Here is a 17,123-nt window from a genome sequence, read left to right as displayed (position 1 = left end):
CCGACCGGATCCTCGCCTGTTTTTGCCTTGCACTGGCTTCCTCGCCTACGTGTTTCAACAGTCTGCTTTTCACCTAGCTACCCCACCATTTGGTTCAAAGAAAGAATCGGCAACAGGATGGCCAGCACGATCACCAGCACCACTGCCCCCATGAATACCAGCATGAACGGCTCGAACAGCCCGACCAGCAGGGCGATCTGCGCGCTGAGGTCGTTTTCCTGGTTCTTCGCCGTACGCGCCAACATCTGATCCAGCTCGCCCGAACGTTCGCCGCTGGCGATCATGTGCAGCATCATCGGCGGAAACTGCCCAGTGGCCTCCAGCGAGCGGGTCAGGCTGCCGCCTTCGCGCACCTTCTGCGCCGCCACCACGACCTCGCCACGGATCACTCGATTGCCGATCACCTCACCAGCAATCGCCAGTGCCTCCACCAGTGGTACGCCACTGCGGGTAAGGATGGCCAGGGTCGAGGCGAAACGCGCGCAATCGGTGGCGCGACCCAGTCGCCCAATCAGCGGCATGCGCAGCAGGAATCGATGCCAGCGTAGCTTGAATGCCTCGTCACGCAGGGCTGCACGCAAGGCGAAGACCGCCAGCGCCAGCGCCACCAACGCGACCAGGCCCCAGGCCTTGACCCAATCACTGAGGGCGATCAGCCCGCGCGTCAGCGCCGGCAGGGTCTGACCGGAATCGACGAAGACCTTGACCACGTCCGGCACCACGTAGCCGAGCAGAAAGCCGACGATCAGCAACGACGCGCACATCAGGATCACCGGATAGAGCAGCGCCAACTGCACCTTCTGCCGCGACTGCTGACGCTGCTCGGTGTAGTCGGCCAGTTGCTCCAGCACCGGGCCGAGGTGCCCGGCATGCTCGCCGGCCGCCACCGTGGCGCGGTACAGCTCGGGGAAGGCGGCGGGAAACTCCTTGAGGCTGCCGGCCAGGCTGTGGCCCTCCAGCACGCGAGCGCGCACCGCCAGCAACATGCCCTGGATACGCGAGTTGGTGGATTGCGCGGCGGCCGCACGCAGCGCCTCTTCGATGGGCAGCGCTGCCTGGATCAGCGTCGCCAACTGCCGCGTGACCAGCGCCAGATCACGCGCCGACAGGCCACGAGCAAAGCTAAGACGCGCTCCGCCACTGCCCTGCTCACGGCTGCGCGTGGCCTTGACCTCCAGCGGCGCCAGCTGGCGCTCGCGCAACAACTGACGCACCTGGCGCGCGCTGTCGGCCTCCAGCACGCCCTTCTGCTGACGGCCGCGCCCGTCGAGGGCGATATATTCAAAGGCCGCCATCGGCAAATCGCTCCAGTTGTCCCCATAGGAACGGTTGGGCGGCATTGCGCTTCAGCCGCGATTCACAACGACTCGCGGCTAAAACCGCTCCTACAAGAGCCGATGCCAACATCCCAATCGCCATCATTCCTCTCGCGTCACACGTAGCACTTCCTCGACCGTGGTCACCCCTTCCAGCACCTTGCGCCGACCATCGTCGCGGATGCTCGGCCCCAGCGTGCGAGCATGACGGGTCATGTCCTGTTCGGAAGCGCGGCTATGCACCAGGGAGCGCATGCTTTCGTCGAACACCACCAGCTCATAGATGCCGGTACGTCCACGGTAGCCCTGCTGATGACAATGCGCACAACCACGGGCGCGGTACAGGGTCGGTGGCGAACTGGCCGGCACGCCAAGCAACGCGCATTCGGCCGAATCGGCGGCATAGGGCTCCTTGCATGACGGGCACAGCACGCGCACCAGGCGCTGGGCCAGCACGCCGAGCAGTGATGACGACAGCAGGAAGGGCTCCACGCCCATGTCCACCAAACGGGTAATGGCTCCGATGGCGCTGTTGGTGTGCAGCGTGGACAGCACCAGGTGGCCGGTCAGCGAGGCCTGCACGGCGATCTCGGCGGTTTCCTTGTCGCGAATCTCGCCGACCATCACCACGTCCGGATCCTGGCGCAGGATGGCGCGCAGGCCGCGAGCGAAGGTCATATCCACCTTGGTGTTGACCTGGGTCTGACCGATACCTTCGAGGTGGTATTCGATGGGATCTTCGACGGTGAGGATGTTGCGCGTGTGATCGTTGAGGCTGACCAGGCTGGCGTACAGCGTGGTGGTCTTGCCCGAGCCGGTGGGCCCGGTGACCAGCAGAATGCCGTGCGGCTTGCGCACGGTTTCTTCCATCAGCGCGCGATCCTCGGCGCGCATGCCCAGATGCTGCAGCGACAACCGCCCGGCCTGTTTGTCGAGCAGTCGCAGCACCACCCGCTCGCCATTGGCCGACGGCAGCGTCGACACGCGAATGTCCACCTCGCGCCCTCCGACCTTGAGCGAAATGCGCCCGTCCTGCGGGATGCGTTTCTCGGCGATGTCCAGGCGCGCCATCACCTTCACTCGCGATACCAGCAGCGCCGCCAGCTCGCGCTTGGGCTCGAGCACCTCGCGCAGGATGCCGTCCACCCGAAAGCGCACGACAAGGCGCTTCTCGAAGGTTTCCAGGTGGATGTCAGAGGCGTTTTCCTTGATCGCTTCGCCGAGGATAGCGTTGATCAGGCGGATGATCGGCGCATCGTCCTCCTGCTCCAGCAGATCCTCGGTTTCCGGCACCTGGTCGGCCAGCGAGGCCAGATCGAGACTGCCACCGATGTCCTCGGCCAGCTGCATGGAGGCGGAGTCATGTTGATAGGCCGCGCCCAGTGCCTGGGCGAACGCCTGGGCATCTAGCACCTGCAGCGGCAGGCTGCGCCCGGCGAAACGCTGGGCCTCGGCCAACGCGGCCAGGTCACAGTCGACGCGATGGGCCAGACTGGTGCGCCCATCATGCGTGACGAACACCAGGCCGTGACGCTTGGCAAAGCTGAAGGGCAGGCGGCGCAGCGGGGTTTCGAGCAACGAAGCGTTCATGCGTGACCTTAGAACAGAACCTTATCCCGGTATTACAGCCTAACCTGGCCGTTTTGGCCCAATGGGCCACCTCTAGGACGGTCTTCTTGTATGTTTATGCAATTATCTTTAAGAACCTGTTCAGGATCTCGCGAGCTAGAGCCATACAATACCGATGGCGGCCCCGCAAAAACAGGCGAGGAGCGGTCGGAGTCGCGCTCGACTTTACGAGCTGTAAATGAGCATTCCGACCGGGCTGGCGTTCCAGCCTGTTTTTAACGCAGTAGGGCCGACGTGCAGCAGATCGTGAGCAGGTTCTAACACATTGCCAGGAACAGCACACCCACCCTATTTGGGGGATGCCAACCGCGCGCAGACTGCTATGATCAGCGCGCGACGCCCAGCACACATAAGAAGAATTAGAACGTCGTTTCCGGAGTGATGCTTTTGCCCATCTCGGCCCTTTCCCAGCGGCTCAAGGACAATGCCCCGAGCCTGATCGGCATGCTCGTGCTGATCGCCCTGAGCGTCAGCCTGGCCTGGCAGAGCGCCGAACTGTTGCGTCTGGTGCGCGGCCCAGTGGAACAGCCCCCCAGCCAAGCAGCCCCCGGCCTCGAACAACGCGCTCAGGCGCCCATCGCCCAGTTGTTCGGTACGCCCCGCCAGGCCGACAGTGGCCCACCGCCAGCCACCAATCTGCAGCTGACCTTGCTCGGCAGTTTCGTGCACAGCGACCCGCAGCGCTCCAGCGCGATGATTCAGCGCCAGGGTCAGAGCCCCCAGCGTTATGCCATCGGTACGGACGTGGACAACGGCGTGCGCCTCGATGCCGTCTACGCCGACCGCGTCGAACTGGTGCGCAACGGCCGCCGCGAAAGCCTTACCTTCCCCCGCTCGCAAAGCGGGCAATACAGCTATACCCCGCCGGTCGAAGCCGCAACGGAAGACCCGCTGCAGCAGTTCGATCAACTCGGCCAGGACAACCTCGAACAACTGCGCCAGCGCATGCAAGCGCTGCGCGAACAGATGGAAGCCTCTGGCACCCTGCCCGTGGAAACGCCCTCCGATCAGCCCATGGAAAGCGACTGAACCGATGCCTGTTCTCCGAAGCCGACTGACCCTCGCCCTCCTCGCCGCCAGCCTGGCCGTCGCACCACTGCCTCTGCTCGCGCAGATCCAACAGGCGCCGGCCAGCGCCAACCAGCAGGAAGAAAGCTGGACCATCAACCTCAAGGGCGCGGACATACGCGAGTTCATCGACCAGATCGCCAGCATCACCGGGCAGACCTTCGTCGTCGACCCTCGGGTGAAGGGCCAGGTCAACGTGGTATCGAGCACACCGCTGGGCCTGTCCGAGGTCTACCAGTTGTTCCTTTCGGTGATGGCCACCCATGGTTTCAGCGTACTGACCCAGGGCGACCAGGCGCGCATCGTGCCCAACGCCGAGGCCAAGGCCGAAGCCGACGCCGGCCGGCCCGCACCGGATCGCCTGGAAACCCGCCTGATCCAGGTGCAGCACGCGCCGGTTGCCGAGCTGATTCCGCTGATCCGTCCACTGGTGCCGCAATACGGCCACCTGGCAGCCGTCACCTCGTCCAACGCACTGATCATCAGTGACCGCAGCGCCAACATCGAACGCATCGAAGACCTGATGCGCCAGCTCGATCAGAGCGGCGCGCAGGACTTCAGCGTAGTCACCCTGCAACACGCCTGGGTGATGGACGCCGCCGAGGTGCTCAACACCGCCATCGCTCGCGGCCAGGCCAAGGGCACCAGCGCCACCCAGGTGGTGGCCGACGCGCGCACCAACCGCCTGATCCTGCTCGGCCCGCCGGATGCCCGTGCCAAACTGGCCGACCTCGCCCGCTCGCTGGACAGCCCCACCAGCCGCTCGGCCAACACCCGGGTAATTCGCCTGCGCCACAACAACGCCAAATCCCTGGCCGAAACCCTCGGGGAAATCTCCGAAGGCCTGAAGAACCAGCAAACTGGCGAAACCACCGGCAAGCAATCGAACATCCTCATCCGCGCCGACGAGAGCCTCAATGCCCTGGTGCTGCTGGCCGAGCCGGATCTGGTCGCCACCCTCGAGGACATCGTGCGCCAACTCGACGTGCCACGCGCCCAGGTGATGGTCGAGGCGGCCATCGTGGAGATTTCCGGCGACATCACCGACGCTGTCGGCGTGCAGTGGGCAGTGGACGCCCGTGGCAGCACCGGCGGCCTGGGCGGAGTGAATTTCGGCGGCACTGGTCTGTCGGTCGGCACCGTGCTGCAGATTCTGCAAAGCGGCGAAGTGCCGGAGAACACCACACTGCCCGACGGCGCCATCATCGGCGTCGGCAGCGATCGCTTCGGCGCGCTGATCACCGCACTGTCGGCCAACAGCAAGAGCAACCTGCTGTCCACACCGAGCCTGCTCACCCTGGACAACCAGAAGGCGGAAATCCTCGTCGGGCAGAACGTGCCCTTCCAGACCGGCTCCTACACCACCGACGCCTCGGGCGCCGGCAACCCCTTCACCACCATCGAGCGCAAGGACATCGGCGTCACCCTCAAGGTCACGCCAAGCATCAACGAAGGCGCCACCCTGCGCCTGGAGATCGAGCAGGAGATCTCCTCCATAGCCCCCAGTACCGGGCTCAACGCCCAGGCGGTCGACCTGGTGACCAACAAACGCTCGATCAAGAGCACCATCCTCGCCGATGACGGCCAGGTGATCGTGCTCGGCGGGCTGATTCAGGACGACGTCACCCAGGCCACCTCCAAGGTACCGCTGCTCGGTGACATTCCTCTGATTGGCGGCCTGTTCCGCTCCACCCGCGACTCGCACATCAAGCGCAACCTGATGGTCTTCCTGCGGCCCACCGTGGTACGCGACGGCGCCGGCTTGGCCGCGCTATCGGGCAAGAAGTACAGCGATATCCGCATCCTCGGCGACGGCACAAATGGCCGCCCCAGCATCCTGCCCAGCACCCCAGGCCAGCTGTTCGACGGCCAGGGCGCACCGGCAGTGGATCTACGAGAGTAACTTAGGGCGATTCATTCGTAGGGCGGGTGCAACCCGCCATTACCATCGCGGCGGGTTGCACTCACCCTACGTACAGAGATGTAGAGAGCCATAAACCGTGGGAGGCGCTTTAACGGCGACATTTTCGAAAGCAGTCGCGGCTAAAGCCCCTCCCACGGGGACGGAGACTCACCCCAACGGCGGCGTACGCGGCGGTACCTGACGCTTGTTGCCGGTCGACTCATACGCCGCTGCCAGTTGCAGCAACGCCGAATCATCGTAGGCACGCCCCGCGAAGGTCAGGCCCACCGGCATTCCGATATCGGCCATCACCCCCATCGGCACGGTGACGGTCGGCACGCCCTGGTGACGGATCGCCAGATTGCCGTTGGCCACCCACACGCCGTTGCTCCAGGCGATATCGGCGGAAGCCGGGTTCACATCGGCATCAGCTGGGCCCACGTCGGCCACGGTGGGGAACAGCACCGCATCCAGCCCCAACCGATCCATCCAGTCTTCCAGATCGATCTTGCGAATCTGCTCCAGGCCGCGCAGGCCGTCGGGCAGCGTAGCGATCTGATCCCAGGGCTTGATGCCACGCTTGGCCATGTTGACGTATTCGTCCATGCCCGCCGCCAGATCGCCCTCACGGTTCGGCAGCGTGCCGGGGTCGTGCGGGAAGATCTGCGGGCCATCCACGTCGGCCAGGCGATTGAGCTTGGGGTCGCCGTTGGCACGCAGGAAGTCATCGAAGGCCCAACCGCTCAGTTCCCACAGTTCGTCATGCAGGAACTCGGGCGTGACGATGCCGCGATTGAACACGGTCGGAGCGCCGGGGCGATCGCCCTCGCAGTTGGACACCAGCGGGAAGTCCACCTCCACTACTTCGGCACCGGCCGCTTCCAGCGCCTGGCGCGCGGCCTCCCACAGGGCGATCACCGTCGGCCGGGTGTGAATGCGCTGGCCGGTCGGCCCGCCGATACCCGGTGCTTCGCTGGTACCGGCCTCTTCGTCCTTGTTGATGAACATGCGCGGCACGCCCAGGCGCTTGCCGGCCAGTGCATCGGCCTTGGCCGCCAGTGCCAGGTAAGACTCGGGGCGTACTTCGGAGGCCCGCGGGATCGGCACCCAGGGCTGCAAACGCCACAGGTCACCACGGGAATCGGCATCGTCGGCCACGACCACGTCGAGCACTTCCAGCAGATCGGCCATGGTGCGGGCGTAAGGCACCACCACGTCCATGGTCGGCGTCAGCGGCCAGTTACCGCGTACCGAGATCACCCCACGCGACGGGGTGTAGGCGCACAGGCCGTTGTTGGAGGCCGGGCCGCGCCCGCTAGACCAGGTTTCCTCGGCCAGGCCGAAGGCGGAGAAGCTGGCAGCGGTTGCCGTACCGGCACCATTGGACGAGCCCGAGGCGAACGGCGCGGGCAGGTAATCGGCGTTGTAGGGGCTTTCGGCGCGGCCATAAACGCCACGCTGCATGCCGCCATTGGCCATCGGTGGCATGTTGGTCTTGCCCAGGCAGATGGCACCGGCCGCGCGCAGGCGCTCGACGGTGAAGGCATCGCGCTGCGCCACCAGATCCTTGAACGCCGGGCTGCCAGAGGCGGCCGTCAGCCCCTTGACCAGATAACTGTCCTTGGCGGTATAGGGAATCCCATCCAATGGCCCGAGGGTTTCGCCACGGGCGCGGCGCGCATCGGAGGCCTCGGCTTCCTTCAACGCGTCGGGGTTACGCACCACCACCGCGTTGAGCCGGGTCGGCGTATCCGGGCCATCGTAGGCGTCGATTCGCGCCAGGTAGGCCTTGACCAGCTCGACCGCCGTGGTGCGGCCGGACTCCAGCGCGGCGCGCAGCTCGGCAATGGAAACTTCGGTTACCTCGATCATGGTGTCATCACTCGCAAAGGACGGGCCGGTGTCATGGCCCCGGATACGAAACAGTAGCGGCGTGGCCGAACCCCACATGCAGGTTCGAACGCGAAAACAGACTCCCGATGATACATGCCGCCAAGGCTTCGCAGCAGCCCACAGCCGATGGCCAGGATGCACGCCAGCCCTTACAGTCTCACCCTGTACCAGGCGGCATTCATGACACGCAATTGAGCAGAACGAGATGACCCGCGAAGAACGCATCCAGCTGTGGTCGGCGCTGTCGGAGGTATTCGTCGACAACGAAGTCGACTACGCCGGCATTGCCCGCCAGCTCGCCAATTTCGACCGTACCACGGCGGAAGCTGCCTTCTACGAAGACGTTGCCCCGGCGTGCTACACCAACCTGCTCGCGCCCATCCCACCGATCTGGACAGGCTTCGACAGCGTCTGGCTCAGCGAAACCATCGAGCGTAACCAGGCCGCCCGACAACGCTGGCCGCTGCGGCGCCTGCGCGACCGCCTCTTCATCGCCTGCCTGCGCCGCACCCTGAGATCGGAATGGGCGAAGGTCGTGCGCGAGCTGGATCGCCTGTAAAGAACCGGCTACCTTCCCACTTCCCGCAGCCAGGCCAGCAATTCGGCCTGCAGGCTCTCAGGCGCCGGCGCATCGGGTGAGAGCAGGCAGTAGCGCGAACCGTCCTCGACGAAACCAAGCGGTGCGACCAACAACCCGCTGTCGATGTCGTCGCGCACCAGGTGCCATGGCCCGATGGCCACGCCCAGGCCGGCCACCGCAGCCTGCAGGCTGAAGTAGAAATGTTCGAAGGTCTGCGCAGGGCCATCGGCAGCGCTGGCACCAGCGGCATTCGCCCACTCCGCCCAGGCGCTCGGCCGAGTGCGCGTATGCAACAGCGGCGCATCCGAGCGCAGGCCGCTGGCAGTGAACCATTGCTCGACCTTGTCCGCCCGGCAGACCGGCCCGACCCGCTCGGCAAACAGCGTTTCGGCGTGATAGCCAGCCGGCCAGGGGAAGTCATCGCGGCGGATGGCCAGGTCGATCCCCGCCTCGAAGGAGAACGGCCCACCGCCCGCCAGCAGATGAATCTCCCGCTCCGGCTGACGCGCCTGAAACGCGCTCCAGCGCGGTATCAGCCAGCGCATCAACAGCGTCGGCTCACAGGACAACGCCAGCGGTCGCATCTGCCGGACACTGGCACGAAGCTCGCGCGTGGCCTGGCGCATCAGCCCCATTCCATCGCTCACCGCGCGCGCCAGCTTGCGTCCCGCGTCGTTGAGAAACACCCGACGATTGCGCCGCTCGAACAACTCGACGCCCAGGTCGTCTTCCAGCAAACGCACCGCCCGACTGACCGCGCCATGGGTCAGGTGCAGCTCCTGAGCGGCGCGGCTGAAGTTCTCGCAGCGCGCCGCCGCTTCGAAACAGCGCAGCGCCAGCAGCGAGGGCAAACGCGCATCACCCATCTGTGCGTTTAGCTCACCATCTATGTCAGAACTCATCGTTATTCATCGCTGTTGATCATCGGAATAATTGGCTAAGCCTCAACGAACGCAAGAGTACGCCATGACCGAATGGATAGCTGTAATCACCATTACCCTGCTTGCCGTGATCAGCCCCGGAGCGGATTTCGCCCTGGTCACCCGCAACAGCCTGCTGTTGTCGCGCCGTGCCGGTGTGCTAACGGCGCTGGGCATCGGCCTGGGTGTATTGATCCACGTTGGCTACACCCTGCTCGGCGTCGGTCTGCTGCTGCAGCAATCGACCTGGCTGTTCAACGCTCTCAAACTGGCCGGAGCGGCCTACCTGATCTACCTTGGCGTGAAGCTGCTGCTGAGCAAACCCGACAGCGCAGCAACCAACAGTCAGCAACCCCCGCCGGCAGACAGTGCCGCACTACGCACCGGCCTGCTGACCAACGCACTCAACCCGAAGACAGCGGTGTTCATCGTCAGCCTGTTCATGCAGGTGGTGCAGCCTGGCACGGGCCTGGCCACGCAACTGGGCTATGGCGCTTTCATCGCCCTGGCTCATATCGGCTGGTTCACGCTGGTCGCCCTGTGCTTTTCCACCGGCGCCGTGCGCGACCGACTGCTGGCCGCCAGGCTGTGGATCGACCGCCTGTTCGGTGGCCTGCTGATCGGCTTCGGCGCCCTGCTGGCGCTTGCCAGTCAGCACCGATAGCGCGGCAAGCCTTTGCTAGGCTGGCGGGTGCCCCCATCACCAGAGGACAAGAAGATGGATCGACACAGCGGCGGTTGCCTGTGCGGCCAGGTACGTTTCGAAACCCGCGGCCAGCCTTATCGGGTCGGCGTCTGCCACTGCCTGGACTGTCGCAAGCACCACGGCGCCCTCTTCCACACCTCGGCCATCTTCCCGCAGGAGGCGGTCACGATAGAGGGCGAGACTGGCCACTATGCCGGTCGCCATTTCTGCCCCCGTTGTGGCTCGCCAGTGTTCTCGCGCTCGGCGGATGAAATCGAAGTGAACGTCGGCTCGCTGGATGCACCGGATCAGTTCACGCCCACCTATGAGCTGTGGACGATCCGCCGTGAAGCCTGGCTGCCGCCCTTCCCCTTCGACCGCCACTACCAGCGCGACCGCGAAGGCAATACACGCTACGAGTAGAGAGTTCTTCTCAAACGCCAGCTTCGCGCCGGCATAACCAACCGTGCATCAGCCCCGCCTGGAAGAACTGCACGGGCGCCTCGAAGCCCGCCGCCTGGATGATGTCGGCCACCTGCTGCGTCGGCAGCACCGCCACATCACGGGCATAGGCTGCTCGCGCCCGCTCCAGCATCTGCGCATCGACGCCAGCCGATGACATCAGCGTCATCCAGCCAGGCAGCAGCATCTCGTAGGCTGGCGAGTGAATGTCCGATGCCAGGTCGGCATTGGCCAGCAGCCCTCCCGGTTTCAGGCGCTGCGCGATCTGGCGGAAGAAGCCAGTGCGTGCCGCCGGTTCAAGCAGGAACTGCGACACCAGAAAACAGGTAGCGCCGTCATAGGCCGGCCCCGCTGCCAGCGTATCGAGGTAGCCTTCGTGAAACTCGCAACGCTGCAGGAAGCCGCCCCGCTGCGCACGCTGGCGGCACACCTCCAGCATCGCCCCGGACGGGTCGAGCGCAGTGAAGCGCCAAGCGGGAAAGCGCTCGGCCAGATGCGCGATTTCCGCTCCCGTGCCAGCGCCCACGCAAAGAATCCGCGCATCGGCCGGCAGCCCTACGAACAGCGAGTCGAGCAGCCGATACAGCGCCTCGCGAATCGGCGCCATCCCCGCCCACTGCTTGTCATAACCAGCCGCCTGCTGGTCGAACAGCGCCTTGAGTTCCTCGTCACGCATGGCAAACCTCCGCCGAATGATCGTGCTCACGCTTTTCAGTATCCCAGAGCTGTCAAACCCTGCCGCGCCTCGCTCCAATCCAACTTTGTGGGCACTTTGCCAGAGCTTCGGGGGACTAACTGGCATGCCCCTTCCCGACGAGCCCGATATGCCAAGCCCGACCTTCGAACAGAAAACCTTCATCCTGCTGCTCGTCCTGGTGACGGTTGCCTTCTTCTGGATACTGCTGCCGTTCTACGGCGCCGTGTTCTGGGCCGTGGTGCTGGCCGTGGTGTTCGCGCCGCTGCAACAGCGTCTGACACGGCGTATCGGCGACAAACGCAACCTTGCCGCCCTGCTGACATTGATCATCTGCCTGCTGGTGGCGATTCTGCCGGTGATCTTCATCACATCGGCGGTAGTGGCCGAAGGCACCAGCCTCTATCAGAAGCTGGAGTCAGGTGAGCTGGATGCCGGCGCCTACGTCACCAGCATCATCCAGATGCTGCCCCCCTCGATGCAGGAACAACTCGACCGTGTCGGTATTTCCAACCTCGAAGGCTTGCGCGAACAGATCTCCAAAGGCGCCATGGCCGGCAGCCAATACCTGGCCACCAAGGTGTTCGCCATCGGCCAGGGCACCTTCGAGTTCTTCATCGGCTTCTTCGTGATGCTGTACCTGCTGTTCTTCCTGCTGCGCGACGGCAAGGATCTGGTACACAAAATCCGCGCGACCATTCCGCTGGCCGATAGCACCAAACGTCGCCTGCAGATCAAGTTCACCCGCGTGGTGCGTGCCACGGTGAAGGGCAACGTCGTGATCGCCGCGCTACAGGGTGCACTCGGCGGCCTGATTTTCTGGGTTCTGGGTATCTACAGCCCGCTGCTGTGGGGTGTACTGATGGCCTTTCTGTCACTGCTGCCAGCGGCCGGCGCCGGCATCGTCTGGGCGCCAGTTGCGGCTTACCTATTGCTCAGCGGTAGCCTTTGGCAAGGTATAACCCTTACCGTCTTCGGCGTGCTGGTAATCGGCCTGGTGGACAACATCCTGCGCCCCATCCTGGTCGGCAAGGACACCCGCATGCCCGACTACCTGATCCTGATTTCCACCCTCGGCGGCCTGGCCCTGCTGGGCCTCAACGGCTTCGTGATCGGGCCGCTGGTCGCGGCGCTGTTCGTGGCCAGCTGGAATCTGTTTGGGGCGAAGAAGAAGGTTCGGTTGCCGGAGTGAGGACTGCGAAAGGCCAGTGGATGCTGCCTACAGCGCCATATCTGCAGGCGCTGCACCCACTTGAACGCTGTGCCGGTAAAACCTGACACTCTAGAATCGAAAAAGTCTGAACGAGGTGCTGGTAAATATGATATGACCAGACTGTTAGTGACAACTAAAAGAGTGTACATATTTATGCTGCACGGGCTGGCATTCGTACAGCATAAATGAGAGTTACTCTTCTACAAGGCTAACTTCTAGCCATAGGGTCGTGAAGATAAAAGCTAACGCAGCTCCGACAACGTCGGCAATCCAAAAGCTAACTCCTGAGAAAACAATCGAATTGAATGGAAGTATTGCAAAGAAGAACAATAGGTTTGCTGCCAGCGTTACTGTCCGGTAATTTTCTGACTTGACTTTTGAGTGGCAGCGATTACATGTCGCCATGCCGTTGCTGTCGAAGTTCATGGAGTGCATAAATTTCCCGCAGTGCGGGCACTGTGATGTCAGTTTACTGATCATTTGGACACTGTTTCGCCTCTTCATCGTTGTCACAAATAGTTGAGCACACCACTGCAGTCACTGATGCTCTGCAAGCAACCCCTTGAGGTGTAAATGGCCCCCCGGCAAGGGCGCAAGGTAGGGTCGGAATCCTACACATGATTTGACAGTTTGGAGTACCCCTTGTGTCTCGACCATCCCCGTTACGCATTACACACTCTGCAGTCATGCACTTTGCTTCAGGGTTTGGCGGGGGCGGATTTAGAACACAGCGAGTTTGAAATCCCTTATATCGATCAAAGTAAATTTCCATGCTTGAGCCAACTCCGCATAACCCGCTTGGATCTGAATAGACGAGAGGGTTTCCATATACATAACTGTAGGTGTTGGGGCCATCAAATAGCCCAATCGGATCGCTTTCCACGTACCGCCCGGTTTCGGGGTCGTAATCCCTGAAGTAGTTGTAGTGCAGACCACTTTCTTGGTCATAGTACTGCCCTGGGAAACGCAGATTGATGGTCAGGCTGCCACTTGCAGCGCCAATACCAAAGGCATCAGATGCCCACGTCCATACAGGTTGCAGATTGGCGTTGGTAGCAACCCGCGGTGTGCCCAGATGATCGAAATGCAAAAAGAACGGCTCGCTCGAGGCAATTGCACCATTGGCACCATAGATGACGGTAATGCCGCCGAGCGGGAGGTTATCCAACCAGACGTAGAATTGACTGCTCTGCTGCTGGCCTGCGGTGTTGTAGAAGGTCTCCTCCAGCAACTGACCACTGGGGTCATAGAGGAAGGTCGTGGTACCGGTCGTGGTGATCTTGTGGGTACGCTGTCCCAAGGCGTTGTAACGGTACTCGGCAACCGTTACGCCACCACTTTTTACCCGTGCCAGCCGGTTCTGTTCGTCGTACTCCATCTGTCGGGCTGGGCGATCCTGAGTCAGGTTGCCTGCAGCATCGCTAATGACAGGAAAGCCCGCGATTTCGCTGAGGCGGTTACTACTGGTCGCGTAGTTGAGCGCTACAGTCGAGCCGGCCTGCGGGCTGCCATTAACGATCGGGGTCGAAGTTCTGCTGAGCCGGTTCCCTACAGCGTCATAGCTATAGCTCTGCTGCAGGTCTTCCTTATGCTCAGACGTGAGCCGATCCAGTGCGTCGTAGCTGTAGGTGAGATCTCCGAACAAGCTGCTTTGCAGTGATTCGATATTGCTGTTGGCGTCGTAACCGTAGGTGCTGGTCCAGGTAGCGACCTCTTGGTGAGTCAGCCTGTAGTCCTGGTCGTAGCTTCGCGACAGGCTCAGACCGTTGGCCCAAGTCAGGCTTTTGAGCGGACCAAACGGCAGGTATTCGATCTGGCTTGCAAGGGCATCAGGAGGATTGTCGCCAATTTGTAGCTGTACCTGGCTGACCTGCCCGGCACTGTTGCGGGCATAGAGGATGTTGAACCCCAGGGAGTAACTGATCTTGGCCAGTTGGTTGGCGCCATCGTATTCGTAGCCAAGCCCGCTATAGCGATCTGTGCCGGCCACTTCGACTGATCGCAGTTGCCCGGTCAGATTTCCGCGCGCGTCATAGTAATAACCCAGTACACCACTGGCATCCTGGATAGCGGTCAAACGGCCTACGCCATGGTTGCCATCGGCGGTCATGTCGTAGTGGTACTGGACGTTCAGGGCTGGAGTTGCCGGATATTGGCGCCCAGTCAGACGATTGAGTGCATCGTAGGTGTAGGTAGTGACTACGCCCCGAGCATCGGTCTTGCTGAGCACATTGCCCGCAGCATCGTGGGCATAGGTAGTGGTGCCGCTGTCCGGGCTGATCAGCCTAGTCAGGTTGCCCAGGCCGTCGTACTCGTATTGCGTCGTGATGCCGCGCGGATCCTGAACCTGAGTCAGGTTGTCCTGCGCGTCATAAGCCAGTTGGGTAACGCCATTGAGTGGATCGGTGCTCGAAACCAGGCGATCCAGTGCATCGAAGCTGCGGGTGGTGTTGTGCTGTTTGGGCGTTCGACTCAACGTGGAGTTGTCATTGAGGTCGTAGCCGTATTGGGAGGTCTGTCCTGCTGCTCCCACGCTACGCAGCAGGCGGCCCAGCTCGTCGTAAGCCCAGCTCTGCTGCAGGCTCAGATTGTTGCTGGCATCACGTAGCCGCTGGGCTGTGCGGTTACCCATGGGGTCATAGTCATATTCGATTTTTTCCCCACGGTTGTTGGTGATCGCGGTAAGGCGACGCGCAGCGCTCCAACTGTATTCCAACCAGCTTCCATCGCCACGCGTAACCTTGGTGATCTGCCCAATCGCATCGTGCTCGAAACTAGTGGTGCTGCCTGCCGTACTGACCGAGGCCAGCCAACCTTGGGGGCTATAGCCCAGCGATGTGGTTACCCCATTGGCATCCACCACCGTCTGGGGATTGCCGTAATTGTCGAAGTTAGACAGCTGGGTGATATGGCTCAGTGCATTGGTAACTGTCGTCAGGCGGCCCTGGGAGTCATAGGCGTAGGTGGTGATGTCGGAGACATCGGTACGAGGTCCGTTGGCCGTTTCGATCAGACCCTGGCTGTTGTAGGTGTAACTCCAGTTCCGCTCGGCGGCCTGCACACCCGCAGCACCGAGAGCAACAGCCAAAGCCAGCGATAGAAGGCTGCCGCAATACAAGGTTTTCATTGTTCAGTTCCTTCTGTGGTCAGCGTTGAGTGATGGACTGACTGGTCTGCCGCCCCTGGCTGTCATAGGTGTATTGGGTAATGCGATCAGGCTCCGTGATCGTCACCGGCAAGAACAACTCAGGGTGCCATGCGGTGGTAACAGTACGCGCCTGGGGCGTACCACTGGCTTCAGTGCGGGATACCTCAAGGCCACGAGAGTTGTACTCGTAGGTCGTACGGTTGCCCTTGTTGTCGATCCTGGTCTTGAGCAAGCCACGTTCATCATAAGTGAAGATCGAGTTGCTGCTTGAGCAATTTGGAGACGGCTCCCCCTCAATTGCCGTGATTCGCCTTACGCCGCCAAAATCAGCGAAGCGATAAACCGTCCTCTGACCTAAAGGATTGATGACGGTAGAACTGTCGTCGTTGCTATAGATAATCGATACCTTGTCCGCCCCGCTGGAATGCTCGCTGGAGGTCGCGCGCCCTTGCGGGTCATAAGTCCATGTCGAATACCTAACACCCCGTTCATCGGTAATACCTGTTAGAAGTTGAGAGCCATAGATCGATTCGTAGTGGTACTTGCGGCTCTGCAAATCTGAAGTTTGGGACGACCTGAAAGAAACTTCGCTCAAACGCATCAATGACACATCCCAATCAAAGTAAAACCTACTATCATCAACACTCGCAGAAACAACTCGCGCCTGATCCCTTTCCACGACCATCAATTCTTGAGTTTTTCCTTTGACCTTTATATTTCGCTGCGACTGCGTGTAATTCCTACCATTATATTGGTAACGAATGATGGTGGCCGGCGAATACGACAACTCTACAGTGCCCCGCCCAGGAAACGTTATACGAACCACTCGACCCGATGCATTAAAGAACGTCTGCTCGCCGCCGTGAGAATAATGCACCCACCCATCTGCAATCCTTTCCAAACGACTGAGTTCACTACCATTTATCGGTACACCCGTTTGCTTATCATAGCCAGCGGATCGTCCATCTGCGAATACAACAACAAGCGCACTACTGGTCTCATGAAGGGTAGTAGAGTAATTGTGGCGCCACTGCCTATCCAAACTGTTATAAACCAACTCCAGCTTCACGGGAAAAGGATCGCTCCCTTGATAGAAGGACTCTTGAGCGTATTTGTTACCACTCAGTATCGATATGGGGTTGCCTTTCTTGTCCTGTGGAGTGGCACAGCTAACAGGAGGACTCCCCTGACGGTTCCCCTGGTCAAAGAAACACGCCCCACTCTTGATGTCAGCCCCCTTACCCGATGAACAAGGCGTTCCCTTACGTATTGCCAATATAGCCCCCCCCGTCAATCCAGTGCGGAGGCTGTGGAACTTGCCATTCACAGGTACTGCATGCTTTGAGCTCTACATGACAAGTTGCAGAATCACCGCTGCTGCCCATTACATGATGAGTGAACCTTTTCTCCCCCCTATACCAGATACTGGCAACTGCCACTTGACAGGCAATTTCAGCATTTGGATAAGGCCCCTTAACATCCGGCGAATTTATGCCAATAAAGTCCCACCACCCATAGTCCGCCCACGCATGCACGGGTACGAAGAACACCGTAAACATCAGAATCAGCTGCAAATAAAAACCACAAAACAAACGACACGATTCCTTATCCC

Annotated in this window: 13 protein-coding genes; 6 read left to right on the top strand and 7 right to left on the bottom strand. The window is 61.5% G+C overall.

The features are described from left to right. Positions 1-77: 77 nt before the first annotated feature. Both xcpS and gspE read right to left on the bottom strand, forming a co-directional pair. Entirely contained in the window at positions 78-1,295 is a 1,218-nt protein-coding gene (gene xcpS / locus C7A17_RS19850) for a GspF family T2SS innner membrane protein variant XcpS (protein WP_106739640.1), read from the bottom strand. A 123-nt stretch (positions 1,296-1,418) separates the two neighbouring features. After that, positions 1,419-2,906, bottom strand: coding sequence for a type II secretion system ATPase GspE (gspE, locus tag C7A17_RS19845; protein ID WP_106739639.1), 1,488 nt, complete (start codon positions 2,904-2,906; stop codon positions 1,419-1,421). Positions 2,907-3,326: 420 nt separating this feature from the next. Between gspE and C7A17_RS19840 the strand changes: the two genes are divergently transcribed. Both C7A17_RS19840 and gspD read left to right on the top strand, forming a co-directional pair. Beyond that, positions 3,327-3,974: a type II secretion system protein N gene (locus C7A17_RS19840; protein WP_234035824.1), complete on the top strand. Its 648-nt coding sequence runs from the start codon at positions 3,327-3,329 to the stop codon at positions 3,972-3,974. A gap of 4 nt (positions 3,975-3,978) precedes the next feature. Beyond that, the gene (gene gspD, locus C7A17_RS19835; protein ID WP_106739638.1) at positions 3,979-5,916 is read left to right on the top strand and encodes a type II secretion system secretin GspD; all 1,938 of its coding nucleotides are present in this window, start codon (positions 3,979-3,981) and stop codon (positions 5,914-5,916) included. Positions 5,917-6,084: 168 nt separating this feature from the next. On the opposite strand, the gene C7A17_RS19830 is transcribed toward gspD, so the two are convergent. Beyond that, positions 6,085-7,788 carry an amidase gene (locus C7A17_RS19830; protein WP_106743054.1) on the bottom strand — a complete coding sequence of 568 codons (1,704 nt, stop codon included), beginning with the start codon at positions 7,786-7,788 and terminating at the stop codon, positions 6,085-6,087. 226 nt (positions 7,789-8,014) lie between these two features. Between C7A17_RS19830 and C7A17_RS19825 the strand changes: the two genes are divergently transcribed. Then, positions 8,015-8,368, top strand: a complete 354-nt coding sequence (locus C7A17_RS19825; protein WP_106739637.1) for a DUF7079 family protein — start codon at positions 8,015-8,017, stop codon at positions 8,366-8,368. A gap of 8 nt (positions 8,369-8,376) precedes the next feature. On the opposite strand, the gene C7A17_RS19820 is transcribed toward C7A17_RS19825, so the two are convergent. After that, entirely contained in the window at positions 8,377-9,291 is a 915-nt protein-coding gene (locus C7A17_RS19820) for a LysR family transcriptional regulator (RefSeq protein ID WP_106739636.1), read from the bottom strand. 64 nt (positions 9,292-9,355) lie between these two features. Here C7A17_RS19820 and C7A17_RS19815 point away from each other — a divergent pair, with 64 nt between their 5' ends. Together C7A17_RS19815 and C7A17_RS19810 are read left to right on the top strand one after the other, a co-directional pair. Then, positions 9,356-9,973, top strand: coding sequence for a LysE family translocator (locus C7A17_RS19815; protein ID WP_106739635.1), 618 nt, complete (start codon positions 9,356-9,358; stop codon positions 9,971-9,973). Between the two features lie 54 nt (positions 9,974-10,027). Beyond that, positions 10,028-10,417, top strand: a complete 390-nt coding sequence (locus tag C7A17_RS19810) for a GFA family protein (RefSeq protein ID WP_106739634.1) — start codon at positions 10,028-10,030, stop codon at positions 10,415-10,417. A gap of 10 nt (positions 10,418-10,427) precedes the next feature. Here C7A17_RS19810 and C7A17_RS19805 read toward each other — a convergent pair whose 3' ends face one another. Then, entirely contained in the window at positions 10,428-11,132 is a 705-nt protein-coding gene (locus C7A17_RS19805) for a class I SAM-dependent methyltransferase (protein WP_106739633.1), read from the bottom strand. A 148-nt stretch (positions 11,133-11,280) separates the two neighbouring features. Between C7A17_RS19805 and C7A17_RS19800 the strand changes: the two genes are divergently transcribed. Continuing rightward, a complete protein-coding gene (locus C7A17_RS19800; RefSeq protein ID WP_106739632.1) occupies positions 11,281-12,342 on the top strand; it encodes an AI-2E family transporter in 1,062 nt (353 codons plus the stop codon). A 490-nt stretch (positions 12,343-12,832) separates the two neighbouring features. On the opposite strand, the gene C7A17_RS19795 is transcribed toward C7A17_RS19800, so the two are convergent. Further along, the gene (locus tag C7A17_RS19795) at positions 12,833-15,490 is read right to left on the bottom strand and encodes an RHS repeat-associated core domain-containing protein (RefSeq protein WP_106739631.1); all 2,658 of its coding nucleotides are present in this window, start codon (positions 15,488-15,490) and stop codon (positions 12,833-12,835) included. A gap of 19 nt (positions 15,491-15,509) precedes the next feature. Next, on the bottom strand, positions 15,510-16,838 hold the full coding sequence (locus C7A17_RS26830; protein WP_234035823.1) for a DUF6531 domain-containing protein: 1,329 nt from the start codon (positions 16,836-16,838) through the stop codon (positions 15,510-15,512). Positions 16,839-17,123: the final 285 nt, after the last annotated feature.

This window comes from Pseudomonas mendocina (assembly GCF_003008615.1).
Taxonomy (GTDB): domain Bacteria; phylum Pseudomonadota; class Gammaproteobacteria; order Pseudomonadales; family Pseudomonadaceae; genus Aquipseudomonas; species Aquipseudomonas mendocina_C.
The sequence above is the reverse complement of the archived record's forward strand: the minus strand, read 5'-3'. Positions and strand labels throughout refer to the sequence as shown.

Coding starts and splice junctions, on each gene's coding strand:
- xcpS (WP_106739640.1), bottom strand. CDS start 1,295: ATGGCGGCCTTTGAATATATCGCCCTCGACGGGCGCGGCCGTCAGCAG.
- gspE (WP_106739639.1), bottom strand. CDS start 2,906: ATGAACGCTTCGTTGCTCGAAACCCCGCTGCGCCGCCTGCCCTTCAGC.
- C7A17_RS19840 (WP_234035824.1), top strand. CDS start 3,327: ATGCTTTTGCCCATCTCGGCCCTTTCCCAGCGGCTCAAGGACAATGCC.
- gspD (WP_106739638.1), top strand. CDS start 3,979: ATGCCTGTTCTCCGAAGCCGACTGACCCTCGCCCTCCTCGCCGCCAGC.
- C7A17_RS19830 (WP_106743054.1), bottom strand. CDS start 7,788: ATGATCGAGGTAACCGAAGTTTCCATTGCCGAGCTGCGCGCCGCGCTG.
- C7A17_RS19825 (WP_106739637.1), top strand. CDS start 8,015: ATGACCCGCGAAGAACGCATCCAGCTGTGGTCGGCGCTGTCGGAGGTA.
- C7A17_RS19820 (WP_106739636.1), bottom strand. CDS start 9,291: ATGAGTTCTGACATAGATGGTGAGCTAAACGCACAGATGGGTGATGCG.
- C7A17_RS19815 (WP_106739635.1), top strand. CDS start 9,356: ATGACCGAATGGATAGCTGTAATCACCATTACCCTGCTTGCCGTGATC.
- C7A17_RS19810 (WP_106739634.1), top strand. CDS start 10,028: ATGGATCGACACAGCGGCGGTTGCCTGTGCGGCCAGGTACGTTTCGAA.
- C7A17_RS19805 (WP_106739633.1), bottom strand. CDS start 11,132: ATGCGTGACGAGGAACTCAAGGCGCTGTTCGACCAGCAGGCGGCTGGT.
- C7A17_RS19800 (WP_106739632.1), top strand. CDS start 11,281: ATGCCAAGCCCGACCTTCGAACAGAAAACCTTCATCCTGCTGCTCGTC.
- C7A17_RS19795 (WP_106739631.1), bottom strand. CDS start 15,490: ATGAAAACCTTGTATTGCGGCAGCCTTCTATCGCTGGCTTTGGCTGTT.